This window comes from Mastigocladopsis repens PCC 10914, from assembly GCF_000315565.1.
GTDB lineage: Bacteria > Cyanobacteriota > Cyanobacteriia > Cyanobacteriales > Nostocaceae > Mastigocladopsis > Mastigocladopsis repens.
On sequence record NZ_JH992901.1, the window covers coordinates 4,641,645 to 4,666,202 of the forward strand.

Annotated in this window: 21 protein-coding genes; 16 read left to right on the plus strand and 5 right to left on the minus strand. The window is 42.6% G+C overall.

Annotated elements, in window-relative coordinates:
* Positions 1-29 precede the first annotated feature (29 nt).
* The 6 genes from MAS10914_RS0122685 (at position 30) to MAS10914_RS0122710 (ending at position 6,016) form a co-directional block, all read left to right on the plus strand.
* Positions 30-497, plus strand: coding sequence for a hypothetical protein (locus MAS10914_RS0122685; protein ID WP_017318243.1), 468 nt, complete (start codon positions 30-32; stop codon positions 495-497).
* A gap of 166 nt (positions 498-663) precedes the next feature.
* Positions 664-1,776, plus strand: coding sequence for a D-alanine--D-alanine ligase family protein (locus MAS10914_RS0122690; protein ID WP_017318244.1), 1,113 nt, complete (start codon positions 664-666; stop codon positions 1,774-1,776).
* A 179-nt stretch (positions 1,777-1,955) separates the two neighbouring features.
* Positions 1,956-2,603, plus strand: coding sequence for a hypothetical protein (locus tag MAS10914_RS0122695; RefSeq protein ID WP_017318245.1), 648 nt, complete (start codon positions 1,956-1,958; stop codon positions 2,601-2,603).
* A gap of 66 nt (positions 2,604-2,669) precedes the next feature.
* Positions 2,670-3,212 carry a GNAT family N-acetyltransferase gene (locus tag MAS10914_RS32280; protein ID WP_017318246.1) on the plus strand — a complete coding sequence of 181 codons (543 nt, stop codon included), beginning with the start codon at positions 2,670-2,672 and terminating at the stop codon, positions 3,210-3,212.
* A gap of 1,101 nt (positions 3,213-4,313) precedes the next feature.
* A complete protein-coding gene (locus MAS10914_RS0122705) occupies positions 4,314-4,649 on the plus strand; it encodes a hypothetical protein (RefSeq protein ID WP_017318247.1) in 336 nt (111 codons plus the stop codon).
* A gap of 305 nt (positions 4,650-4,954) precedes the next feature.
* The gene (locus MAS10914_RS0122710) at positions 4,955-6,016 is read left to right on the plus strand and encodes a glutathione S-transferase family protein (protein WP_017318248.1); all 1,062 of its coding nucleotides are present in this window, start codon (positions 4,955-4,957) and stop codon (positions 6,014-6,016) included.
* Between the two features lie 7 nt (positions 6,017-6,023).
* Here MAS10914_RS0122710 and MAS10914_RS0122715 read toward each other — a convergent pair whose 3' ends face one another.
* Positions 6,024-6,815, minus strand: coding sequence for a DUF3891 family protein (locus MAS10914_RS0122715; protein WP_017318249.1), 792 nt, complete (start codon positions 6,813-6,815; stop codon positions 6,024-6,026).
* A gap of 133 nt (positions 6,816-6,948) precedes the next feature.
* Here MAS10914_RS0122715 and MAS10914_RS0122720 point away from each other — a divergent pair, with 133 nt between their 5' ends.
* The gene (locus MAS10914_RS0122720; protein ID WP_017318250.1) at positions 6,949-7,701 is read left to right on the plus strand and encodes a hypothetical protein; all 753 of its coding nucleotides are present in this window, start codon (positions 6,949-6,951) and stop codon (positions 7,699-7,701) included.
* 57 nt (positions 7,702-7,758) lie between these two features.
* Here MAS10914_RS0122720 and acsF read toward each other — a convergent pair whose 3' ends face one another.
* Entirely contained in the window at positions 7,759-8,862 is a 1,104-nt protein-coding gene (gene acsF, locus MAS10914_RS0122725; protein ID WP_017318251.1) for a magnesium-protoporphyrin IX monomethyl ester (oxidative) cyclase, read from the minus strand.
* A gap of 546 nt (positions 8,863-9,408) precedes the next feature.
* Between acsF and hemN the strand changes: the two genes are divergently transcribed.
* A complete protein-coding gene (hemN, locus tag MAS10914_RS0122730; protein ID WP_017318252.1) occupies positions 9,409-10,791 on the plus strand; it encodes an oxygen-independent coproporphyrinogen III oxidase in 1,383 nt (460 codons plus the stop codon).
* A 679-nt stretch (positions 10,792-11,470) separates the two neighbouring features.
* A complete protein-coding gene (locus MAS10914_RS0122735) occupies positions 11,471-12,781 on the plus strand; it encodes a serine hydrolase (RefSeq protein ID WP_017318253.1) in 1,311 nt (436 codons plus the stop codon).
* A 163-nt stretch (positions 12,782-12,944) separates the two neighbouring features.
* On the opposite strand, the gene MAS10914_RS0122740 is transcribed toward MAS10914_RS0122735, so the two are convergent.
* The gene (locus MAS10914_RS0122740; protein ID WP_017318254.1) at positions 12,945-14,255 is read right to left on the minus strand and encodes an aminopeptidase P N-terminal domain-containing protein; all 1,311 of its coding nucleotides are present in this window, start codon (positions 14,253-14,255) and stop codon (positions 12,945-12,947) included.
* 310 nt (positions 14,256-14,565) lie between these two features.
* On the opposite strand from MAS10914_RS0122740, the gene MAS10914_RS0122745 reads away from it, so the two are divergent.
* Positions 14,566-15,108, plus strand: coding sequence for a carboxymuconolactone decarboxylase family protein (locus MAS10914_RS0122745; protein ID WP_017318255.1), 543 nt, complete (start codon positions 14,566-14,568; stop codon positions 15,106-15,108).
* Positions 15,105-16,427: an adenylate/guanylate cyclase domain-containing protein gene (locus MAS10914_RS0122750; RefSeq protein ID WP_017318256.1), complete on the plus strand. Its 1,323-nt coding sequence runs from the start codon at positions 15,105-15,107 to the stop codon at positions 16,425-16,427. The genes MAS10914_RS0122745 and MAS10914_RS0122750 overlap by 4 nt, the downstream gene beginning before the upstream one ends.
* Positions 16,428-16,495: 68 nt before the next feature.
* Here the strand turns inward: MAS10914_RS0122750 and MAS10914_RS0122755 are convergent, their stop codons facing one another.
* The gene (locus tag MAS10914_RS0122755) at positions 16,496-17,638 is read right to left on the minus strand and encodes a M20/M25/M40 family metallo-hydrolase (RefSeq protein WP_017318257.1); all 1,143 of its coding nucleotides are present in this window, start codon (positions 17,636-17,638) and stop codon (positions 16,496-16,498) included.
* A gap of 254 nt (positions 17,639-17,892) precedes the next feature.
* Here MAS10914_RS0122755 and MAS10914_RS0122760 point away from each other — a divergent pair, with 254 nt between their 5' ends.
* From MAS10914_RS0122760 to MAS10914_RS0122770, 3 genes are all read left to right on the plus strand, one after another.
* A complete protein-coding gene (locus MAS10914_RS0122760; protein WP_232224216.1) occupies positions 17,893-18,300 on the plus strand; it encodes a hypothetical protein in 408 nt (135 codons plus the stop codon).
* Between the two features lie 87 nt (positions 18,301-18,387).
* Complete coding sequence (locus MAS10914_RS0122765; protein WP_026082752.1) at positions 18,388-19,611, plus strand: urease accessory protein UreH domain-containing protein; 1,224 nt, start codon at positions 18,388-18,390, stop codon at positions 19,609-19,611.
* A 202-nt stretch (positions 19,612-19,813) separates the two neighbouring features.
* On the plus strand, positions 19,814-20,386 hold the full coding sequence (locus MAS10914_RS0122770) for a hypothetical protein (protein ID WP_232224282.1): 573 nt from the start codon (positions 19,814-19,816) through the stop codon (positions 20,384-20,386).
* A gap of 64 nt (positions 20,387-20,450) precedes the next feature.
* On the opposite strand, the gene galE is transcribed toward MAS10914_RS0122770, so the two are convergent.
* Positions 20,451-21,449 (minus strand): UDP-glucose 4-epimerase GalE, encoded by a 999-nt coding sequence (galE, locus tag MAS10914_RS0122775; RefSeq protein ID WP_017318261.1) that lies wholly within the window; start codon positions 21,447-21,449, stop codon positions 20,451-20,453.
* A gap of 347 nt (positions 21,450-21,796) precedes the next feature.
* Here galE and MAS10914_RS0122780 point away from each other — a divergent pair, with 347 nt between their 5' ends.
* Entirely contained in the window at positions 21,797-22,468 is a 672-nt protein-coding gene (locus MAS10914_RS0122780) for a hypothetical protein (RefSeq protein WP_017318262.1), read from the plus strand.
* A gap of 246 nt (positions 22,469-22,714) precedes the next feature.
* Positions 22,715-24,466: an ABC transporter ATP-binding protein gene (locus tag MAS10914_RS0122785; RefSeq protein WP_017318263.1), complete on the plus strand. Its 1,752-nt coding sequence runs from the start codon at positions 22,715-22,717 to the stop codon at positions 24,464-24,466.
* Positions 24,467-24,558: the final 92 nt, after the last annotated feature.

Sequence of the window (24,558 nt, forward strand, 5' to 3'; positions counted from 1 at the left end):
CGAGTTCAAAAAAATAATAAGCAAAAAGCATGGATAACACAAACAAAGATAATTCGGCTCAGAATACAACAGATACTGAAGCGAACATTATTTCTCAGCCATCATCTAACGAATCAAAACCAATTCCTAAAACAATTGACATAGATGGTCAACGTCCGGTTGATCCAACTTCTTTTGAGGTTAAAGATACCTACGACATAGATGGTCAACGTCCAATTGTTTCAAGTGATATTCAGATTCAGGAAACAATTGATATAGATGGTCAGCGCCCAATTGCCAAGAGCAATTTTCAGGATCATGATATCATAGCTGTAGACGGTAAGCGTCCGATTGACAAGAGTGATTTAGAGGTTAGGGATACTCTCTATATAGACGGTCAACGTCCAATTGCTAAGAGTAAGTTTCAAGTTGAGGGTACTCTTGAGGTAGATGGTAGCCGTCCAATCACTTCAAATAACACTGAAAAGTCTGAAATTACAACAGATTATGTAGACTAAATTCACGCGCTTGATGTTAGTGGAAAGCTTTTTCGTTGACAAGCTAGCGCTCATTCGTATGGGTTTTACCCCCGTAACAATTGGGCGCTACTGGCATGAAAATTGGAGTAACTCCCGCTCGTTGTGCTAGGCTATCTGAATTTAACGTGTGACAGAGGTATTTCAGATGACCAAGCTGCGGGTGGGATTGCTTTTTGGTGGTCGTTCGGGAGAGCATGAAGTTTCTATAAGTTCCGCACGGGCGATCGCTAGAGCCTTGAGTGATGAGCAAAATGTTAATAAATATGAAATATTGCCTTTCTATATCCAGAAAGATGGACGTTGGTTAGCAGGGGATGTACCGCAACAAGTCTTAGAATCAGGAACACCTCTGCAATCGCCGGATTCTACTCCTGATCATGAATTATCAGTGACCAAACCTCAACCTCCTAACCGTTGGCAATATCCTTCCCAAGTTGCACAAGTCGATGTGTGGTTCCCTATTCTCCATGGTCCCAACGGTGAAGACGGCACAATACAGGGATTACTCAGCTTAATGCAAGTCCCCTTTGTTGGTTCTGGAGTGTTAGGTTCGGCGGTGGGAATGGACAAAATTGTTATGAAAACAGTCTTTGCCCAAGCAGGATTGCCGCAGGTCAAATATATGGCGTTAAATAGAACGCAAATTTGGTCGAATCCTTGTGTTTTTCCCAAACTTTGTGATGAAATTGAGGCAACTTTGGGCTATCCCTGCTTTGTTAAGCCTGCGAATTTGGGTTCATCGGTAGGCATTGCCAAAGCGCGATCGCAGCAAGAATTAGAAGCTGCATTGGATAACGCCGCCAGCTACGACCGCAGGATAATCGTGGAAGCTGGAGTTATAGCACGAGAATTAGAATGTGCCGTTTTAGGAAATGATACTCCTAAAGCTTCAATTCTAGGTGAAATCACTTACGAAACAGATTTTTATGACTATGAAAGTAAATATACACAAGACAAGGCAGATTTACTGATTCCAGCACCCGTACCCGAAGCTGTAACTTATCAAATTCAGGAAATGGCTTTGCAAGCGTTTGCAGCCGTTGATGCTGCTGGATTAGCAAGGGTAGACTTTTTCTACGTAGAAGCCACAGGAGAAGTTTTCATCAACGAAATCAACACTTTACCAGGCTTTACAGCAACAAGTATGTATCCGCTACTCTGGGCGCATAGCGGTGTCTGTTTCCCTGAATTAGTTGATAAATTAATCCAACTTGCTCTTGAGAGACATTCTGTCCCAACAAAGGAAGAGGAGAACTGATTTACAGTATTTATGCTGGGAATAGTATAAAAAGTGACCAATTTCTAGTAGAAAAATATCGGATTGAGTAGCTTTTGTTAAAAAAAATATACTTAAATAGGATATGTTTCTACGGATACTATCATCGTTAACCCTTCAGTACAATCAAGAACTGAAGGGTACAAATTAGTAAGGCAACTATGGAAAATACCCAGAGTGTACAGCAGCCGTTATCCCCAGCAGAAGCACCTATACCCGAGTCCCAGAAGAGAATCCCAGAACGAACAGGGAGCAAGAATCCTCTGCTACATCTGCATATACATTATCCTTGGCTATTGCCAACTGGCTTGTTAGTGATTTTTTTAGGTACAAGTTCCCTTGCCTTGTACAGCCTGAGTTATGCAGGGCGTATGGAACCGGAAGAAGCAGAAATAGCAGAAGCTGAGGTTGTCGAACCAATTAAAACACCCTCTGGAACAACCAATTCTACACCTTTATGGATAGTGGCTGCTATTGCTCTAAGTTGTGCTAGTGGTAGCTTAATATTATTCCTACTGCTAAACCGTCCAGCGCAGCGTCAAAAGGTCAAGAATCATATCAATCGCTATCAAGCACACTTCGCAAAACATCGCCCAAGAATAAAACCCCCGTCTTCCCAAAATCTCCCAGTTTTTGAGTCATCACAAGCAAGGACACCCGTTGTAGTCATGCCAGATAAAACAGAACCCGTAGTCACAGTTTTATCACCAGAGCAAAGCGTCTCAATGGGTCAGGATAAAGAATCTTTAGCAAGTATGTTAGATATACGCAAACATACTCCATTGTCTTCAATCTTACGCAAGAATTAATACAAATTATTCATTTGTCATTCATAATCATCGGTTTCAATCACGAATTACCAAGACATAGGGAAGATGGAACCGGCTATTCATCGTGTTAATGCGCCTGATGTGCCATCGCTTCACCAAATCATATTGGCATGCGGTTTCGACTTGAAAAACCGCTTCGGGCTTCATCACTGGTTATCACCAATCTATCCACTTGAGCAAATGCTTCAAGACGCAGATAAGCATGAGGTTTATGCACTTACAGTGGGTGAGAATCTAGTTGGCACCTTTACACTGGAGATGACGGCAGAGGTTCCATTAACCTATATCAAGTATGGAAAGATTATTTGGCAAGTCTTAAATGTTCCTGCTGTGTACGTATATAAACTAGCAATACTTCCAACTTGGCAAGGACAAGGACTGGGGATGTGGTGTATGGAAGTTATTGAGAGACTCGCCACCGAGCAAGGTTATCACGCTGTGCGGTTGGATGCAGTAAAAACGCATCACCAGCTCTTGTCATTCTATCAAAACCGAGGGTATCGGCGGGTGGGAGAACTGATTTTCAACTCAGATGTATGGATTGATTCGATTGTCTTTGAGAAGGTTTTGGTGAGAGACGGGGAATAAGCTTTCTGGGTAGATAAGGTCATCCTTATCTATAGTTTTCTCAGTTGACTCAAATACAAAACCTAACACCCTAGTACAGCGCAGCGGAAATAAAGCTACCCTTCCAAAGCAGCGAAAAGCCCACTTACAGCGGTTTTCAAATCAATGAACCACATCTGCACTCATTTCAATCTCTGTAGAGACGCGCCATGGCGCGTCTCTACAATGTGGTCTATTTACCCGAAAATTGCTGTAATCAGCTTTTTGACTTTTGACTTTTGACTTTTGACTTTTGACTTCCGCGCAGCGGTACTAGCCCCCTGACCCTCATCCCCAACGCCAGACGAATGAAGGGGTGTGACCCATCATCAATTTATATAAGAATAAGGGGTGTAACCCATCATTTATTTACTTAAATTAAGGGGTGTAACCCCACATTAAATTGTGAAACAAATAAGGATAAAATCAAGCTAGAGAGCGATTTTAACTATAACTAAAGCTAGCTCATAGTGAAGATGATGAAAAACAAAAAAAAGAGGAATGATTGGAATTCCATGTCAATTTGTGATGTGTTTGACAGTTTATAAAAGAAATAAAAGACTTGCCAAAATGGCAACCAATCTATGAGCAAGTCAGTTAAATTAAAGAAGGTAAACGACTTCAAGGGTGTTGTTATCAGGGTGTATCACATATTAAATTAAATGTGATACACTTTCTACCAAAGAATCCCAAAGACAAATAGTAAAGTATATCTTTAAATGATGTACTTACTATTTGTCAGGACAAGGAAATATCAAGAATTAGGTTTACATTTACCGCAACAGGAATATTCAGCCTGTACTGGCGTTGTCGCTGACCTGCACATTAGCCCCCTAAATCACTGGCAGCGTCTGTACATATTCCTGTCTCTTCAGCGGTAAATGGTAGTGGGAGTGTGATAGCGTTTGGTATGCTTGCTCCCACTCTTTTTTTCTTAATCGAGTTGTTGTTAGCTGGTTAAATGCTGCTATGCTGCATGTATTAAGTCGTGGCAAGTGGGGGAAATGCAGAATAAAAATGACATTTTGACCTAATAAAAATGACATCCTGACATTATAGTTATTACAGGAATTTTGTACGTAATTGCCGGATAGTGACAGCGATCGCAAGTATCAACTATTAATCAACAAGTTCGAGATTCAGTTAGAAAAAGCAGTGAAACAGGACAATAAACAGCAAATATCAGATTTTGTGGTTATAGGAAGGGATGATCGAGACCAAAGCTACCTGATCTTGCAGTACAAGGTAACACAAATCAGGGAGGCTCAAGTGTGCTGGTGTTACGCTAATCAGCCTATAACAGTGGGAGAAGTGGTTCGCGGTAAATTGCTTCCCCCAAACAATCCAAAGGAAATTTGGGATGAATTACTGACCTTACAACATCAAGCAGACTCTCTACCCACACTGCTGGTGGAGTAGCCAATAAACTCTATTCCGTTCGTCTTGGGATCATCACTTAGAATTTAGATAGTATTCATTTCCACCCCATATCAACAAGTTGGTGGAGTAAAGCAAGATTGTTCATAGTCAACATCAATTTAACCTATGGTTCATCCTTGCAACATATCTTTATATTGACAAATATCCTTTTAGTATACTGCCGTAAGTCAAATCACAAGCTTAGATATATACATAACCCAATGATTCGGCTCAACAAGCGCCTTCTCAACAGGTGCTTGTTGCCGACACTCATCTTCTGTCCTGTATGATCGCGATGGGGTGTTATGTCACAAGATACTTTTTCACCAGTAGCAGACAAAAAATTTAGAAATAAAAAAGGCAAGTCACTTCCTCCAAAGCTGATCATTAGGCTGGGAAAGTTTGTCTGGACAACTCTTTGGCACATGATGATGTCGAAACTAGCCCCCCGCAATAAATCAGGAGAATACCTGCGACCCAACAGCCAATTCCGAAACTTTATTGGAACGCAGGAAGGCAACCTGTACCAACCAGCAACCGGGCGCTACAATCTCATAGTTGGGCTGGGTTGTCCTTGGGCACATCGTACCCTTGTTGTTCGAGCGCTCAAAGGACTTGAAGAAGCGATATCGGTAACAATTGTGTCACCTTCTCCAATGGAAGGAGGTTGGGTGTTCAACGAGGAATATGAGGGTTGCCGTACGCTTGCTGAACTCTACGAAGTAGCAGAACCTGGCTACAGTGGACGCTTTACAGTGCCTGTGTTGTGGGACAACCAGACAAAGACCATTGTCAACAACGAGAGTGCAGAGATTATTGTCATGCTGAACTCAGAGTTCAACGAGTTCGCTAAAAATCCCACGCAAGACCTCTACCCACAGGAACTCAAAGAAAAAATTGACCAATGGAATGAGAAAATTTACACAAGCGTGAACAATGGCGTGTATCGTTGTGGCTTTGCCCAGACACAGGAAGCGTATGATAAAGTTTGTGATGAGTTGTTTGCCACTTTAGATGAAATTGATACAACTCTTAATGCCAGCCGATTCTTGTGTGGAAACATTCTCACACTGGCAGATGTCCGTTTATTCACAACGTTATTCCGTTTTGATACTGTGTACTACTTGCTCTTTAAGTGTAACCGCAGAAGAATTCAGGACTATCAGAACCTAGGAGCTTACCTGCGTGAGCTGTATCAGCTTAGAGGCGTTGCTGACACCTGCGACTTGGAAAGTGTAAAGCAGGACTACTATGGAAATCTGTTCCCGCTTAATCCAGGCGGTCTTATCCCCTCCGGACCAGATCCGAACTTCCTCAAAGAACCACATGGTCGAGACAATATCGGCAAGCAAGCAAATCTTGTCTAAAAAGTTCCTATTCTGGCTTCAAGGTAGTACTGACACTCACCCAACAAGCACTCATCAAAGCCTCTTGCATCGCTTTTTCATCGCTAAATGTCTGCTGTAGAAGCCGTCCCTCATAAACCAGATCTACCTCACTATGCTGAAATGGCCAGGGAGATACTGCTAAGAGATTATGGTTATCTTTAACCTCTTTCAACGTGAGTTTGAGAGTGGTTTCACCGTCACTCATTGGTACTTGAGCTACGTGTGCTTCAGAAGTAAATCCTTGACATAAAATTATTGATAGTGCGTCCCATGTAGCTACCAGCTTTCTATTGCGCGAAATCACTTCCGGTGTTGTGTATGGTGAATAATATTCGTCATTACCAAGAACAGCAACAAGCTTTTCTTGGAAGGCATACTCCCGCTCTAAGAAGTTCTGCACAATTTCAGTAGACGTTTGTGAGTTCTGCCAGCTTGTGAATCTTTCATATAATCCTGTGCCATGCAGTGAAACAAGTAGCGCTATGTACCTACCCATAGGAAGTACGAGATGTTTAGCACCAGACCAAATATCTATATGCTCCTGAGTTGAAAGTTCCATGAATTGATAGGGGTAGCCAGTTTGCGGGTTCAGTTTGGGTGATTGTTCCCAAAAAATCCAACCAATGTCATGTAGTTCCGCACCTTGACAAACTTCTGTTTTTGGGGCAACCTGACCAAAATCTTCATTTCCCCAAGCCTGTGCCAGTTGACCTGAAAGCCTAGCATGGTTAGGTTGAGTAATGCAAATGAGACCCTGTTTTGTTGAACGATGCAGCATGAATAAAAAGCACAAAGTAGTGTTCTACTCTTTATTGTGAACCAATGACTTAATAAAAAGCCTATGCCGATAAGCGTATTGAACGAAGGCTGTTCAAATCTCCCTCTACGGACTTCTCATTTGGAATTTAGTCATGTTCAAGCGAGTTTTGTTACTGTTGTGCTGTAGTATCGGCGGTATTGGTGCTGTTTTATTCTTCTTTTGGCAACAAGCAATCCAGCTACCTAAGTGGTACACAAATCCACCAACAACAGCAAGTCCACCCGCCATATCTGACCAAACCCAAACCCAAATTCAACTATCACAACAGCAAATACAACAGCAAGTACTCAGTAAAATTTCCGATAATCTTAAAGGCTCAAATGCTAAAGGTGAAGTTCAACTCGATGCTAATGAAGTTAATACGCTGATTGTTTCAGGAATTGCCAAAACAACCGATAAAAGTCGGCTTGCTCAAGCAGTTGTCAGCACAAATACTCAAATTAAAGATGGGAAAATCTCCGCAGGTGCAGTGATTGATTTAAGAACAGTTTCCTTAAACGAGTTACAAGCAGGGGAACAAGCCGCAATTTCAAAACTGCTCTCGACTGTACCAATCTTAAAATACCACCCCATTTATGTAGAGATTGAAGGGAAACCGAATATCCGCAATAAACAAGTGAGCTTGGATGACAAAACACGCATCAAGTTTGGCAATCTGAGCTTTTCTATCTCCGATATATATCAGCGTTTTGGGATTTCCCAAGAAAGCCTACAGCAACAAGTTTCAAAGGAATTGAAGAATCTACCTGTGGAGGTTCAAGACGTTGAAGTTATAGGCGATCGCCTAGTCGTTCGCAGTTCAGTGGCTGATGATAAGAAAAAGGGTTCAGGGAGTAGGGGTTAAAAATTCAAAATTCAAAATTCAAAATTCAAAATTTTGATACCCTACACCCTCACGAAGTTAACAAACTACTTCCCGAGTTGATTCAGCATCAATTGGTTTAATCAGATAAATCCGCAACAAATGCCCGATCATTGAAAGTACCAAGGGTAATTTTTGGCAGAACTTGACAACCTTTGGACTATTGCTCCTGTCAATCTCCGCCAGCTTGAGATTCATATCCGAACACTCCTCCAGCCGCCGGAAAAACTCTGGATGATTTGTATTCAGTATCACCGGAAATGCTCGTGCTGCGGTTTCATTTGTCTTTTCAATAACTTTGATGTTGTACGCGTATGGATTCATGCCAACAGAGCGATAAAATGATGCCCGTTCCAACACTGTGAGAGTGTGAGTTGCAAACACACTCAACAGGAAAAACCTCACCCACAAACGTGCTTTCCACTTGTTCCATAAGTGAGGCTGCGTAGACGCGGAGCGGCTTGTCGTCAGACATTGCAACAGCGCCTTGAAGAAATCTCCATGTCGATTCTCGTCTTGACACCAACTCTCAAAATAGCGGAAGAGGGGATAGAATCGGTTTTCTGGATGTGACTCTAGGTGACGATACATGATGATGTAGCGCCAGTAGCCAATTTTTTCAGATAGGTAAACTGTGTAAATAATCCACTCTGGCGGGAAGAAGGTGTAAGTACGATTTTTTGTCAGATAACCCAAGTCCAGCGAGAGATTAAAGTCTGACATTGCTTTATTGAGAAATCCTGCATGACGTGCTTCATCCCGCGCCATAAAATGAAAGGCTTCTGCTAGAATAGGGTTTCGGTTTTTCAGCCTGCGCGATAACTCTTTGAACAGAAGAAAGCCGGAAAACTCCGAAGTGCATGAGCGTTCCAAAAAGTCAATAAAAGCGCAGCGTGTTTCCCCATCAATGTGTTCCCAACTCTGCTCAAACTCGGAATCGCGCACAAAGTGATCGCGGTTATAGTCAGCTCGTAGTTCATCCACGATAGCCTGCAATTGGGCTTGATGCGCCGAAATATCCAACTGCGCTAGAGCCTCAAAGTCAGTGGTGTAAAACCGGGGTGTTAACAATGTTTCTTGCACAGGGGCTTTAACACCTAGCTTAAGCAACTCAGGCTCTGAGGTTTGAAGAGACTTAGCCATGAGAACCGTTCGATGAATTTATCTTTTTAAAGCTATATAAGCATGATTTTTTATTTAAATCCATCAAAAGTAAAATTATTTAAAACAATTTTTAAAATAGATTTTTCATGAAGTGGCAATGAGGGAAATCTTAAGAAATCCAATTGTTTTTATAGTTATACAACTGTTTAATAGTTAAATAGTCTTAATAAGGAGTTCGTAGTAAGAGCTAAAGCGCTCTCAAAGTTGAGGATTGAAGTCCTCACTACAAACTATAGGATATAGTCTGACATCGGGAATTGTGCGAAAATCCTAAATTTCAAGAAATCCACACCTCGTAGGTATTGGGTACGTACTTTATTTGGACGAGAACTACTTTAACAATGAGTAGCAATCCAACCGGAAAAGTTCGCTGTGGAACACAACAAGCGCGCACAGCAGGTGAAAATATAGGATTCTTGAAATATAAGTAACGGATTTTGTAACGGCGATCGCGGATGATTTATCCATTAGATCCGTTATCACCTTTGTATCCTCCAGACATTTATTTTATTGGAAGCAACCTCAATGGTTTTTCAAATTCCTGGTGTCAAATTTGATTTCGATATCATCAAAAAATATGATACTCCCGCACCCAGATACACTAGTTACCCACCCGCTACAGAGTTAACAGAAGCATTTACTCACACAGATTTTCAAGCCGCGATCGCCGCCTCGAATCAAAGAAAAAACCCCCTTTCTTTGTATTTCCACATACCTTTTTGCCAAAGTCCTTGCTACTTTTGCGGCTGTAATGTGGTGATTTCAAACAACAAGAATATTGCTAAACCATACCTGGAGTATCTAGTTCGAGACATCAGGAAAACAGCAAGCTTAATTGATTTAGATAGGAGAGTGGTTCAAATTCACTGGGGTGGCGGAACTCCTAATTATTTGAGCCTTGAACAAGTGGAATTTTTATGGAAAAGTATCAATCAATACTTCACAATTAGTCCAACAGCAGAAATCTCTATCGAGATTAATCCCCGCTACGTCGATAAAAATTACATTTTCTTTTTGAGAGAAATTGGGTTTAACCGAATTAGTTTTGGTATCCAAGATTTTAATCGTCAAGTTCAAGTCGCAGTGAATCGCATCCAGCCAGAAGAAATGTTGTTTGATGTGATGGATTGGATTAAAGCAGCGAAGTTTGAAAGCGTGAATGTAGACCTCATTTATGGTTTACCATATCAAACTCTCCAGACCTTTCGGGAGACGGTGAAAAAGACGATTGAATTAAACCCTGACAGGATTGCTGTTTTTAACTTTGCCTATGTCCCTTGGCTCAAGCCAGTGCAAAAAAATATACCAACAGAGGCACTACCCCCAGCACAGGAAAAGTTAGAAATTCTGAAGATGACTGTAGAGGAGTTGACGAGTCACCAATATTTATTCATTGGTATGGATCATTTTGCAAAATCCAATGATGAATTGGCAATTGCTCAAGGCGATCGCACTCTAAAACGTAACTTCCAAGGCTACACAACTCAGCCACAAGCAGAACTCTTTGGTTTTGGTGCTACATCCATCAGTATGCTAGAAGATACTTACGCCCAAAATCACAAGCAATTAAAGGATTACTATCAGGCAATTGATACAGGTATCTTACCAATTAGTAAAGGTATTAAACTGAGTTGGGATGATATGACGAGACGGGATGTCATCATGGACATCATGTGTCATTTTCAACTTTATAAGCAAGATATTGAAGACAAGTACCATATCAGTTTTGATGAGTATTTCTCTCAGGAACTAGAAGCGTTGAAGTATCTGGAAGCAGATGAACTCGTTAAGCTGTCAAAAAACCACATCAGCGTCACAGAAATCGGCAGGTTATTGATACGAAATATTGCCGTTATCTTTGATACTCATACAATCAAACAGGAGCAGAAATTTTCCCGCGCAATTTGAGTAACTCATCAGCTAATAATTAGACTTCTTGCAAAATTCATATAACGATATTTAAAACCACGGATGCACATGGATTAACACACATAAATTATCTGTGTCCATCTGTGTCCATCTGTGGTTTCATTTTCATTCTTCTTAACTTTTGCCAGCAGCTTATTTCTCATAAATACCCTCATTCGAAAACTCTCTCCCAATTTTTGAGAGAAGTGCCTTAAGGCAGGATGAGGGCTTTTTGCGTAGTTAATTCACTGCACCCTAATACAACATATTTCCCTAGATACAGCACATTGCAAGTAAATGAAGTACAACGCGCTTTGTCTAAAAGCCAGACATTGAGCCAATTTTACTTCTGAGTTCTGAGTTCTGAGTTCTGGATTCTGCTGTATTACAGTTGCCGTTCCCTATTTAATTCCTTATCGGGAACAAATCGGCAAGAGTGACTTTCTTAAGGACTTATATACCTGACACAATGTTCCCACCGAAGCTTTCGGTGTGGATGAACTGTTGCTGATTGAGGCTGTGTTCTCGGCAAATCAGCTATATGTTATTAAAATTACTTTTTAATGGAGAATAAATTAGCAATAATTACAGTTTCACTCAGATTTCTTCCGGATAAGGCTATAAAAATCTAGAAGATTTGTGCAAGCAAAGTCTATTATCGCTCACAAAAATCACACGGATGAGATTTAGCTTTCTGTTAGTTAGTATTGTCAGTCTTGTACTGTTATCTTCTCCAGTCAAAGCGGCTCGCTTGCAATCTTGGTATTTCGATCCTGTTCAAAATCAACTAGATATAACCACTGATTCTGGAGTTCAACCCAGAGCTTTTTTAATTAATAACCCGATGAGACTTGTCATTGACCTACCAGGAACGACGAATCTAGATGACAATACAGTGCGTAAAAGTCTTGGTTCAGCAGTTCGGGAAATTCGCTTTGGACAGGTTGATTCCCAAACCACCAGATTAGTTATTGAATTAGCACCTGGCTACACAGTTTCTCCTGAAAAATTACTCATTCAAGGAGATTCTTCCTCCCACTGGATAGTGAAATTCTCCTCAATTGAGCGTGTAGCTTTTGGTGATGCACAAGTAAAAGATGTAGACACTAACTCTGGAGAAGAACAAATTCCTGTCCAAATCAGCGATATTTCGACCTTTGCTGGGGTTGTACCTTTAGGCAAGGAATTGTCGCAGCTCAACTCTCAACTGAAAACATTGATGGCTCGCTACAGCTTTCTCTCGCCTGGAATGTTTTTCCTCGATTTGGATACAGGCAACTATTTAGACTTTAATGGAGAGAAGGTATTTTCAGCTGCTAGCACCATTAAGTTTCCCATTTTGGTTGCTTTATTTCAGGAAGTCGATGCTGGCAGAGTTAAGCTGAATGAAACCTTAGTGCTGCGGCGTGACTTGAAAGCTGAAGCTGAAGGTTCGGGAGTATTACAATACAAACCAGTGGGAACCCGATTGAGTGTTTTAGCTACCGCCACCAAGATGATTACTATCAGCGACAATACCGCTACCAATATGATTATTGACCGTTTAGGTGGTAAGGCTAAGTTAAATCAGCGGTTTCGCAGTTGGGGACTACAAAACACCGTGATTCGCAATTTATTAGGTGATTTTAAAGGTACTAATACAACTAGTCCTAAAGACTTGGTCAGACTGTCAGCATTGATTACTAATAATAAGTTGCTTAATGATACAAGCCGTTCCCAGGTTTTGGGTATCATGCGTCGTGTTGAGAACAAAAGATTGCTACCAGCTGGTCTTGGTAAAGGTGCGGTCATTTCTCATAAAACAGGAACTCTTGGAGTTCTCCTTGGGGATGCAGGTATCATCGAGTTGCCATCAGGTAAGCGTTACTTGGCAGGCATTTTGGTGAAAAGACCTTTTGGTGATACAAGAGCAAGAGACTTTATTAGTCAAGTGTCTAAGCTGGTTTATGGTTATCTAGACCAACCGAGAGTGACTAGTCTACCTCAATAGAGCTTATACAGCAATCCTACATGAATCGTGAGAGCGTCGTATTTTATCTGTGTGCATCCGTGTGCATCTGTGGTTCATTTTTCTTACAAATGATTTAGGACTGCTATATCTTGATCAGGGATTAAAACGACTCTCAAAGGGTGAGCAATGCCCACCCTGCTGCTTATCTTTCCACTTGGGCAACTTCCTTAGCCACACCAGCACTCAACACTTCATGACCTGTCGCTGTCACCAAAACATCATCCTCAATCCGAATACCAATGCCAACCCAGCGAGGGTCTATCTCTGGCTGGTCTTCTGCTGGCTTGGTATCTGGCACAATATAAAGTCCAGGTTCTACCGTTAGCACCTGACCTGGTTGTAAAATCTGCGGTTTATCATCTCCGTGCTGATACACACCAACATCATGAACATCTAAGCCTAGCCAATGACCAGTACGGTGCATATAATATGGCTTATATTTCTCTTCCGCTATGAGCTTGTCAATTTCACCCTTAAGGATACCAAGTTCGACTAAGCCTTCCGTGAGGACACGCACAGCAGTATCGTGAATTTGTTTATAGGGGTTGCCAGGTTGCACTTGGGCTATAGCTTGCTTTTGTGCTTCCAAAACAATCTCATACAGTGCCTTTTGTTCTGGCGTAAACTTGCCACCTACCGGAAATGTCCGCGTGATATCGGAGTTGTAATAACCATAGGCACAGCCTGCATCAATTAGCAGCAACTCCTTGTCCTGCATCTGCCGATTGTTTTCAATATAGTGCAGGACACACCCATTCACTCCAGAAGCCACTATTGAGGGGTAAGCAGGCCCAGTCGCACCCCGGAGGCGAAAGATATGTTCGATTTCTGCTTGGACTTCGTACTCGTAACGCCCAGGTTGCGTAAATTCCATTGCGTGATTGTGTGCCTCTACTGCAATATCGGCAGCTTTGTGCATCAACTCCAATTCTGCTTGGCTTTTAATCAATCTCATGCTGTGCAGAGTTGGACTGGTATCCTCAATGGCAATTGGTCCTGTACCCCGCTTGGGATAAGTCCGCATTAAACGCTGCCAATGGTTGAGGAGCTTATCGTTGAAAGTGCGATCGCGTCCTAAGTGGTAGTAAATGCGATCAGCTTTTTCCAAATACTGTGGCAACTTTTCATCAAGTTCGGTGATGGGGTAAGCTTCGTCTGCACCATACATTTGTTTCGCCGCTTCAACCCCACAGCGATAACCACTCCAGATTTCCTGCTCCCTATCCTTGGGTTGTACAAACAGCACAAACCGATGTTCTGGGTGTGATGGTGCTAAAACTGCTACTGCTTGCGCTTCGTTAAACCCTGTCAGATAGTAAAAATCGCTGTCTTGGCGAAAAGCGTATTCGACATCATTGTGCATCACCGCTGTTGGCGCACTGCGAAAAATTGCAATCCCACTACCGATTTTTGACATCAATTGCTCACGGCGCTGCCGATATTCTGCCTGCATAATTCTTAGCGTGTTTTTTTATTACCTATTCTCTCAAAACAAGAAATTTCTTAAGAAAACCTGCGCTTATTGAAATCCAAAGCCAATGTTATTATACTTTTGATAGACTATTTATAATGGCATAAAGATTTACGACAAGATGTATTTTACCGATAAAGCAACTCGGATAAAAACTTGTGCCATGTAATGATGGGGTGCCTGCCTAAGTATTGATCTTCCAAAAAAATATATAGATTGTACAAAAAATAGGACAAGGTTTAGTTGAGTTGAGTGACTCAAAAAATGTTCCCACGTCTAGCTATAGGTGACAATGGCAAAAATTCCCCTAATTGAATACGACCAACTGACCAATTCCAAGGTCAAAACGATATATCAAGAAATCCAGGTAGAACTTGGGTTTGGGATAGTACCAAACTTATTTAAATCAATGGCAATCAATCCTGATGTGCTGGAAGCCAACTGGAAGAAGTTCCGTGCTACAGTCCTCAAAGGAGATGTGCCCCGCACGCTCAAGGAAATGTTGGGAATTGCTATTTCCCAGGCTAATAGCAGTCCTTATGCATTGAATGTCCACCTGCATGGATTATCGTCCTTGGGAATGAGTGAGGAAGTTTTAAAAACCCTCGTTTCAGATTTTGCCGCCTGTCCACTTCCTCAACGTGAAAAAGCAGTTATCAGTTTTGGGTTGAAAGCCGCCACCACACCCCATGAACTGACGGCTCAAGATTACCAACACCTCTATGACTTAGGTTTAGACCATTCTGAAATCTTTGAGATTATCGCCACGGCAGATTTATTTACGAGTATAAATCGATACACTGATTCGATTTCACTCGAAATTGATACACTATGACTTCTATCCCCGCCTCTATTGGTCGTAGGCTGGAAGAACAGGAATATCAACAATTGTTGCATCTTTCCCGCCGCCTACTTGCTGAAGCGCAAGCGCTTTCCAGTCGCATCGCTGCTGTGAATGAAATTGCGCTAGCAATCAATCGTTCGCTGAAGCTAGATGAGATTTTGCAGGTAGTCGGCAAACAAGCAAAATGGTTGTTGGACTTTGAGCATTGTAGTGTTTGCCTCCGTCTGACTAACAATTCTTGGCGTATAGTGACGTTGTTTGGTTCTCCTGTCGAAGTTGAATCTTCTGGTATCCCAAACATGGGTGCAGTTGGTATTAGCCTAAAAACAGGTCAAGCCCAACTCATTCATGAAAATTGTACAAGCGGCTTTCTCAGCCAGTACCAATCGCAGATTATCATTCCTTTAGAATGCGATCTTCAGGTAATGGGTACGATTAACTTTGCCACCACAGCACCAAAGACCTACACACAAGAAGATTTACGCATTGGCTATTTAGTGGCGGTGCAATTATCAGCAGCCATCCGTAATGCTGAACGCTTTGAAGAGTTAAATCGGCTGTATGTTCAATTAGAAGAGGAAAAACGCAAGACTGACCAATTGCTTTTGAATATACTACCAATAGATATTGCCTCTGAACTCAAGCAAACTGGTACAGTTAAACCTGTTTATTATGAATGTGCCTCTGTTCTGTTTACAGACTTCAAGAATTTTACCAAGTTATCAGAACAGCTTACCCCAAAAGAACTAGTTGATGAACTCGATTATTGTTTTTCTTGCTTTGACCAGTTTATTGAAGCGCATGGTTTGGAAAAATTGAAAACAATCGGGGACAGTTATATGTGTGCTGGGGGAATTCCTACTCCTAACAAAACCCATGCCATTGATACTGTTCTAGCTGCTATCAACATTCGCACATTCATGGAGTGGCGCAAAAAAGAGAAGTCGGTTTTGAACCAGCCTTACTGGGACATTCGTATTGGTATCCACTCAGGACCATTATTAGCTGGTGTGATTGGACACAAAAAGTTTGCTTACGATGTCTGGGGCGACACTGTTAACATCGCCTCCAGGATGGAATCATCTGGTATTCCTGGAAGCATTAATATTTCCCAAGCAACTTTTGAGTTAATTAAAGATTTTTTTGCAGTTGAATATCGCGGAAAAATCACTGCTAAAAATAAGGGCGAAACTGATATGTATCTTGTTAAACGGATTAAAGATAGCCTTGCTTTAGATAAAACAGGTTTATTACCAAATAGAGAATTTAATCAACTGTATTTTGCTATCCAAGCAGGAACAAATACATAAGCTAATGAGCATTCAAGTTGCATAGAGCTAGGGCTGAAGCCCTTACTACAACGGAATCATCCTGGTTACTAGTGGTCTGGCAAGGTTGATACTGGGCTATTCAAGAAATTACTATTTTCTAACAAAGAATGAGTAGTATTTAAGACAACCTGTGCTGCCCCTGTGAAAAACTTGCGGTCGATAGTTGCTGGTACATCACTGGGTTGGTGGTAGTGGGGAGTCCGTAGATTCGCGGTATCAGTTACGAGCACTGCACCGACTCCTTGATACCAGAATGGGGCGTGGTCGCTACGTAAAGTATCAGGTGTGAGCAAGCCTTTGAGGGGTATTGGCAGTCTTAGCACGGGTGGCATTGATTCACTCTCGTCCTTCGTACTTCCCTTATGAGAGATTACAGGGAGCATCTGTGAATTTTGAAAAGCGTTGAGTAGTGGCAAGTGTTCTGCATCACCTATGACCGCCAAAAAATCACCTTGATCACTGGGTGGGGTGATTGGTAAACCCGTTGGGTATTTCTGACAACCAGGAGTGTGACAAGCATAACCCACCATATCCATGACAATAACGCCTTGCAGGTTTTCCAGATGTTCCTTGTTTGTTACAAAGGCTTTACTGCCTAAAAGTCCTGCTTCCTCCTGATCAAAAAAGGCGAGTTGCAACGTTCTGGGAGTGGGACGCGAACCAAGAAGTCGGGCAACTTCCAGCACCACAGCAACACCGGTAGCATTGTCATCAGCACCCGGTGAGATATAAACCGTATCGTAATGAGCTGCTACCAGAATTGCGCCTGCATTTTTATCAGTCCCAGGTCTTTGGGCAAAGACATTGACACCATCTTGGAACTTCTCTAGCTTAGGTTTCCAGCCCAATTTTTTCAGTTCGCTTGTGATGTAAGCGCAAGTACGCGATCGCTCTGCTGGGGTATGGCGTGTAAAATTTAATCTTTGAAGGTGGGCAAAAAGCTTATCCGCAGAAACTTGCAAGGACTCTGGGAAATTTTCTATCTCCGTATCTTTGCGTTTCATTGTCTGTGCATTTTCCCCTGTTGATGTCTTTGTTTCTTGATTTGCACTGAGGGAATTCTTCTCGACTCTAATGCTGTAAATCACTGATTCCTTGTGTTGTTGAACAAACAGACTAGTAACCACCACTGCAACTACTGTCGTCAATAACAAAAGCACCAGCCAAAACCGTTTTTTCACATATCTCATCAAAAAACCTTCCCTTATCCCCTTGTCCCCTGATCATTTCTACTTCCCCTACTGACCCACCACCCCACCTCCTTGTTTCCTTGCTGCATTCCTGACATAGGATAGCGCAAATCCAAGTTTGACATTGTGTCTTTTGACATATCGACTAACTTCATTTAAAGTTCCCCATGAAACTTTCGTGCTTCTCAGCAATGCTCCAGAGATTTTTCTTAGCATCTACTGCATTAATTTGCTTAACAGTATTAGGGAACAGTTTGACAGTAGCCAGTGGTGATACTCCAGATGGTGATGGTACAACTCATCATCACAAAACAGTAGAAATTTCTCCTGGTCAGCCTATCCCCTCTGTTGACTTAGTTGTGCATCAAGATGCTAAGAAAGGATGGAATTTGGAGGTAAAAGTGACTAACTTTAGCTTTGCACCAGAAAGCGTTAATACAGCTGATAAACCTGGAGAAGGTCACGCTCATCTTAATGTAAATGGGAAAAAAATTGCCAGATTATATGGGAATTGGTATTATCTGGAAAATTTGCCACCAGGGAAAAACATTATAACAGTTAGTTTAAATGCCAATAATCATGAAAGTTTAGTTAATAACGGAAAACTCATTCAAGATACCGAAATTATAGAAGTTCCTGCAAGAAGTTTCCACAAATATTAGAGAGAATCAAGTTAAAAAAGCGTAATGAGAATAAAATACATAGCATTTTTAATTCTTAATCTTCATTTTTTAAATTTTTAATAACTGATGCTACATTTGTTGCTCATCATGACTCTGGGGTTCTTAGGAAGTTTTGGACATTGCTTTGGGATGTGTGGTCCTTTAGCAGTGGCGTTTTCCCTATCTCACAAGCAGGATTCCCATTGGCGACAGCAATTGCAATTTCACGCATTACTCAACCTAGGACGAATGTTGAGCTATGTTCTCGTTGGTGCTGCTATTGGGGCGCTGGGTTCAGTGTTACTCAAAAGTGGACAAATGGCGGGAATTGGTAGCGAATTACGTCAATGGATGGCGATTATCACTGGCATTGGGCTGATTTGGTTTGGGATTGGACAAATAAAACCCGGCTTTCTGCCTCGAATTCCATTGCTACACCCTCTGGTGCAAGGTCGTCTACATAACTCACTGAGTCAGGGAATGGTGAAGCTTTCTCTACAAACTAGATGGTGGACTCCAGCACTTTTGGGTATGACTTGGGGTTTAATGCCCTGTGGTTTCCTGTATACTGCCCAAATTAAAGCTGCTGAAACTGGCAATGGGTGGATGGGTGCAGCGACAATGCTAGCTTTTGGCTTGGGAACTCTGCCTACAATGTTAGGTGTGGGTGTGTCTACATCGTTGGTTAGTAAAGACAGGCGCAGTCAATTGTTCCGCCTCGGTGGTTGGGTGACTCTCACCATCGGTGTGCTAACGCTGCTGCGGACTGGCGACACAATGGTAGATTACACCGGACACGCTGCGTTAATCTGTTTAATTCTGGCGCTTGTTGCTCGTCCCATCAGCAGCTTGTGGGCAGCACCTTTGCGTTACCGTCGTGCGTTGGGAGTAGGCGCTTTTGTGCTGTCTAGTGCTCACACCACCCATATGATGGAACATTCATTGCAATGGAATTTTGCCGCCTTCTTTTTCTTGCCGCCAGAGTATCAGTTGGGCATGGTTTTGGGTGCTATAGCGCTGGTCTTGATGACTCCCGCAGCCCTCACCAGTTTTGACAACTTGCAGAAGTTTTTGGGCAAGCGCTGGCGACCAATTCATTTATTAAGCGTACCAGCTTTGCTGTTAAGCGCCATTCATGCTGTCATTATTGGCTCCCACTACTTAGGTTCTTTTCAATCTAGTTGGGGGAATACATTAGCAGCAGTTCTTCTGGGATTAGTGACTCTGGCTGTGTTGCTGGTACGTTGGCGCTTTTTTTGGTCAATGTTATCTTTACAGAAATTTTATGTTCCCCCAAGAAAGTCACAGTAAATTCATAAGTCAAGGATTAAAATCCTTGGTTTATAGGTTAAGTCCACTAAAGTGGGCTGAATATTCTTTTCTAGTCCTCTTTAGTGGACTTTTGCTATCAGGCTGGAACTTAAGTTCCAGGCTGGCTCTTGGGTTTGTTGAGAATGCTGTAAAACAAGGTAAACATATTGGGGTAAGGTGTGTTCACCGTAGTGTTTATGTATTGTTGTTGTTTCTTTTAGTTACATATCTAACCACTGCTTACCCAGTCTATGGTCATAAGATAACAACTGCAGCAGATGTTGGCGCAACCTTACACATTGAACCAAATGATAATCCCCGTGCTGGGGAATCGGCAAAAACTTGGTTTGCCCTGGCTCGTAAAGGTGGAAAAGTTATCCCTTTGGCACAGTGTAATTGTCAATTAGCTGTTTACGCTGAACCTCACTCACCAGGCGAACCTCCACTCCTCGAACCATCTTTACAACCTATTACGGCAGAGCGGTATCAAGGCATACCTGGTACTGAAATTACCTTTCCCAGACCAGGAGCTTATCAGCTACAGCTCAGTGGTAAACCAAAAGATGGAAAGAACTTCCAGCCATTTGAGTTAAAGTTTCCGGTCACTGTAGCAGCTGGTTCAGTGGCGACAGAGAATATAGAAAATGTACAAAATGTCAATAGGAATATAGCTGAGGAGCAAACACAGGGCGTGCCATTTTGGGCGCTCGCCCTCTCAGGTCTTTTAGCAGTGGGTGTCTTCTTTTTGGTACTGCGGATGGTCAAGAGGAGCTAGGTTTTAGGTACGACAATCTAGAGACGTGCCATGGCACGTCTCTACACTATGGAATGATCACTCCTCATTTATGGCGGCTCTGATGCCACTGCCAAGCGTGAGCGATAATCTCCTCAAGAGAAGAGTATTGTGGATGCCAGCCTAGGATTTTTCTAGCTTTGTCGCCACTGCCAATAAGTGCTGGTGGATCGCCAGGACGGCGATCGCACTCCACGACTTTGATATCTTTTCCTGTGACTTCCTTGGCAGTTTCAATGACTTGTTTGACTGAGAAGCCATTGCCATTTCCTAAATTAAAAACTTCACTGTCGCCGCCTTTCAACAAATAAGCCAATCCCAAAACGTGGGCATCTGCTAAGTCGCTAACATGAATATAATCCCGAATGCACGTCCCATCAGGCGTGGGGTAATCAGTGCCGAACACGGATATAGATTCGCGCTTGCCCAACGCTGTTTGTAACACGAGGGGAATCAAATGGGTTTCTGGGTTGTGATCTTCCCCCAATAAGCCATTGGGAGCAGCACCAGCGGCGTTGAAATAGCGGAACCGCACCGATTTGAAACCGTATGCCACATCAAAATCAGACAGAATCCGTTCTACCATGAGCTTAGTCGCGCCATAGGGGTTAATCGGATTCTGGGGATGGTCTTCGGGAATTGGCACAACTTGGGGCACCCCGTATGTTGCACAAGTAGAAGAAAATACAAATTTCTTAACAGACGCTGCTAACATTGCTTCTAACAGAGTCAGGGTGCCTAGAACGTTGTTGCGGTAGTACTTTGCAGGGTCGCTAACCGATTCCCCCACGTACGCATAAGCCGAAAAGTGCATGACGGCAGCTACATCGCGCGTTTTGAATAAATCATCCAACAGCGCGCGATCGCCTGTGTCTCCCACCACAAGTTCTACCTGTAAAACTTTTTCTACCAAATCGCGATGTCCGTACACCAGATTATCGAGTATTATCACGTCAAAACCAGCCTGCTTGAGAGCAAGCACCGTATGGGAACCGATGTATCCAGCTCCCCCTGTCACCAAAATGGTGGGTTTTCCAGGCGACATAGTTTTTCCTTTTGATGTGACGACTACTTAATTAATTTAATTTACAGGAGGCGGATTACTGATCTGGAAAATTACAGATAGTAGATGCAGTTGTAAGAAATTGCTCTAAAATCACTACGATGGTTGTCGTGGTGTGAGGGTGTGAGGTATTTGAAGTTAGGTAATAGTGCTCAAAAAGGCAGAAGTACTAAGGCAGAAGTAGCAGCTTCGCTGCTAAATACATCATTCCTTCTTCTGTCTTGAGAATTTCCTTTGCTTTATGCAGGCGTTGCCTCCACCGCAATGGCTCCTCTGCCCTCAGCCTTGTACTGCTGAACCCAAAATGAATATTTGAGAGTCAATCATTCATGTTTGTACTGTTAAGCCGGGTATTACTGTGGCTGCTTGTTGGCACCATTATATACAGCTTGTTCCAGAGATTTTATCCCTCAGGAACTTTTGTAGGACGATTAATCTTAGTCATTCTGTTGCTCGTCATACTGCTGTCGTTTATTAACCCCAATGAACCAGCGGTTGCCTCATTATGGAGGGTCGTGTCGTTTCCGCTCAAACCTCTGGGAGCATCGATTTTACTGATGATTTTTGCAGCACAAAGGATGAAAGGCGGAGGGGCGTTAGACGCACCAGGAGGATACTTAATAGGTTGGGCGCTAACAATTTTGTTGTTAGCAAGTACACCAGCTGTCGCCTACTTCCTTGTGAGATCACCTGTAGCAATGGTGGGCGAGCCACCTATAGCAAGTCTTGAAAGTGTCCAGAATTTGCGCTCAACCATACCAACATCTGAGACACTTGTCGCATTGGAACCAGATACGACCGTAACCAGCGATGGTATCATCTATGCCTCAAGAATATCTGACATCAGAACAACACCATACCTGTTGCAAACTCCACAGGATATTAGAACAAGGGGGTTGAGGTTAGAAGATTTTGTACCAAATGCGGACACACTACAAATAACAACACGAGTATGGGAAACTTATCTTAACCAGATATACTTTTTCCTGCGTGGTCGTTAGGTATACGTCGAGAAAATTAGTACTTCATCGGTCACCACGTTCTGTAGTCGTGGCTGACCTTATTTTTTTCTTTGGTTGTACAAGTTCGTAGTAAGGACTTTAGTCCTAGATTCTTTGAGCGCTCTTGCACTCACTACGAAGCCTTCAAAATAAATGCGATGAACCACTAGTTTTTTTGCGCCTATAGTAAGAAGACAGGTATATTTTGACTTAGTTTATGATTTATAAAGTTGCGTAATTGCTTGAATGGCAAAATCACGACGGCTGGCTAAACTCGTTGCATACCTGCGTCCTCATTGGCGGGAAGCGACATTAGGCATTATTGCCTTATTAATCGTTAATGGATTGGGTGTTTACATCCCTCTGCTGATTCGCGCTTGCGTTGAAAGACTTTCAGTAGAATTCACCTTAAATCAAGTCATATATTTTGTCATACAAATTGTATTGTTGAGTTCAGCTATGTGGCTCATCCGGATGTCTTCCCGGATTTGGCTATTTGGCGTGGGGCGTCAGGTGGAATTCGACCTGAAACAACGGATTTTTGAACACTTACTTAAACTGGAGCCATCTTATTTTGCCACAAACACCGCAGGTGATTTGATTAGTCGGGCGACGAGTGATGTGGACAATATCCGCCGGCTATTAGGTTTTGCAGTACTGAGTTTGGCAAACACTCTATTTGCCTACGTTCTGACCCTGCCAGTGATGCTGGCGATCAGCGTGGATCTCACATTAGCCTCACTGGCAGTGTATCCTTTGATGTTTTTGTTGGTGCATTTATTTAGCGATCGCCTACGCATTGAACAGTTAGCTGTGCAGGAGAGACTCTCCGACATCAGCGAACTGATTCAAGAGGATGTCAGCGGTATTGCCCTGATAAAAATCTATTCTCAAGAGGAAAACGAGCGCCGTGGCTTTGCCAGCAAAAACCAGCAGCTATTGCAGGATAATTTGAAACTGGCAAAAAGCCGAAATACACTGTTTCCACTGATTGGTGGACTAGCCACAGTGAGTTCTTTTATCATCATCTGGCTGGGAGCCACGCGGATTGCTAATGGAACCTTTGCAGTTGGTGACTTTATCGCGCTACTTCTTTACGTAGAGCGTCTGGTTTTCCCCACAGCCCTGTTAGGATTCACCATTACCGCCTACCAACGGGGTGAGGTGAGTATTGACCGCATTGAGTCGATTCTTACTGTCACATCCAAAATTAAAGACGCACCAGATACTTTTCACTTGCCACGAGAGCAAGTTAAAGGAGAACTCACCGCCAGAAACCTTAGTTACACCTATCCTGGTTCTACCATTCCTGCGCTACAAGGCTTAGACTTTACCATAGCTCCTGGGGAGACGGTGGCAATTGTGGGCGCTATTGGTTCGGGAAAATCAACTTTGGCAAATGCTGTGCCCAGATTGTTGGATATTGAGCCGGGACAGTTGTTTTTGGATGGCGTGGATATTACCAAGATAGCCTTGGCAGATTTAAGGAGTGCGATCGCTTATGTCCCTCAAGATAGCTTTCTCTTCAGTACCACAATTAAAAATAACATCCGCTACGGCGACCCTATCAGCGAACGCCAAGCAGTAGAAAAGGCTGCCAAAGAGGCGCAAATTCATCCAGAGATCATCAACTTCCCCCAAAAATATGACACGATTGTTGGGGAACGCGGCATTACTCTTTCTGGCGGTCAACGACAACGCACTGCTTTGGCTAGGGCAATACTCGTCGATGCCCCAGTATTAATTTTGGATGATGCCCTTTCCAGTGTCGATAATCAAACAGCGACAGCCATCTTGAGAAATATCTCTGGTGGTACGGAACGAAAAACAGTGGTTTTTATCACTCATCAACTCTCTGCTGCTGCTGCTGCTGACCGTATTTTCGTTATGGACAAGGGTAAAATCGTTCAGATAGGTACGCAAATAGAACTTTTGCAGGAGCCTGGGCTTTATAGAACTTTATGGAGTCAGCATCAGGTAGAGGAATTATTGCATTAGTTTTTTACAATATTTTCTAGTAGTTTGCCAATCCAAAAATGACGGGTAAGTGTAGTTTGTATGGTGGAGTACTAGATTCCCTAAACATGATA

Bases quoted from the DNA above. Each gene is read 5' to 3' on its own strand.
- MAS10914_RS0122690 (WP_017318244.1), top strand. From the start codon at position 664: ATGACCAAGCTGCGGGTGGGATTGCTTTTTGGTGGTCGTTCGGGAGAG.
- MAS10914_RS0122720 (WP_017318250.1), top strand. From the start codon at position 6,949: ATGTTCAAGCGAGTTTTGTTACTGTTGTGCTGTAGTATCGGCGGTATT.
- MAS10914_RS0122755 (WP_017318257.1), bottom strand. From the start codon at position 17,638: ATGAGATATGTGAAAAAACGGTTTTGGCTGGTGCTTTTGTTATTGACG.
- MAS10914_RS0122735 (WP_017318253.1), top strand. From the start codon at position 11,471: ATGAGATTTAGCTTTCTGTTAGTTAGTATTGTCAGTCTTGTACTGTTA.
- MAS10914_RS32280 (WP_017318246.1), top strand. From the start codon at position 2,670: ATGGAACCGGCTATTCATCGTGTTAATGCGCCTGATGTGCCATCGCTT.
- MAS10914_RS0122685 (WP_017318243.1), top strand. From the start codon at position 30: ATGGATAACACAAACAAAGATAATTCGGCTCAGAATACAACAGATACT.
- MAS10914_RS0122750 (WP_017318256.1), top strand. From the start codon at position 15,105: ATGACTTCTATCCCCGCCTCTATTGGTCGTAGGCTGGAAGAACAGGAA.
- MAS10914_RS0122710 (WP_017318248.1), top strand. From the start codon at position 4,955: ATGTCACAAGATACTTTTTCACCAGTAGCAGACAAAAAATTTAGAAAT.
- hemN (WP_017318252.1), top strand. From the start codon at position 9,409: ATGGTTTTTCAAATTCCTGGTGTCAAATTTGATTTCGATATCATCAAA.
- MAS10914_RS0122745 (WP_017318255.1), top strand. From the start codon at position 14,566: ATGGCAAAAATTCCCCTAATTGAATACGACCAACTGACCAATTCCAAG.
- MAS10914_RS0122780 (WP_017318262.1), top strand. From the start codon at position 21,797: ATGTTTGTACTGTTAAGCCGGGTATTACTGTGGCTGCTTGTTGGCACC.
- MAS10914_RS0122715 (WP_017318249.1), bottom strand. From the start codon at position 6,815: ATGCTGCATCGTTCAACAAAACAGGGTCTCATTTGCATTACTCAACCT.
- MAS10914_RS0122785 (WP_017318263.1), top strand. From the start codon at position 22,715: ATGGCAAAATCACGACGGCTGGCTAAACTCGTTGCATACCTGCGTCCT.
- acsF (WP_017318251.1), bottom strand. From the start codon at position 8,862: ATGGCTAAGTCTCTTCAAACCTCAGAGCCTGAGTTGCTTAAGCTAGGT.
- MAS10914_RS0122765 (WP_026082752.1), top strand. From the start codon at position 18,388: ATGCTACATTTGTTGCTCATCATGACTCTGGGGTTCTTAGGAAGTTTT.
- MAS10914_RS0122740 (WP_017318254.1), bottom strand. From the start codon at position 14,255: ATGCAGGCAGAATATCGGCAGCGCCGTGAGCAATTGATGTCAAAAATC.
- galE (WP_017318261.1), bottom strand. From the start codon at position 21,449: ATGTCGCCTGGAAAACCCACCATTTTGGTGACAGGGGGAGCTGGATAC.
- MAS10914_RS0122695 (WP_017318245.1), top strand. From the start codon at position 1,956: ATGGAAAATACCCAGAGTGTACAGCAGCCGTTATCCCCAGCAGAAGCA.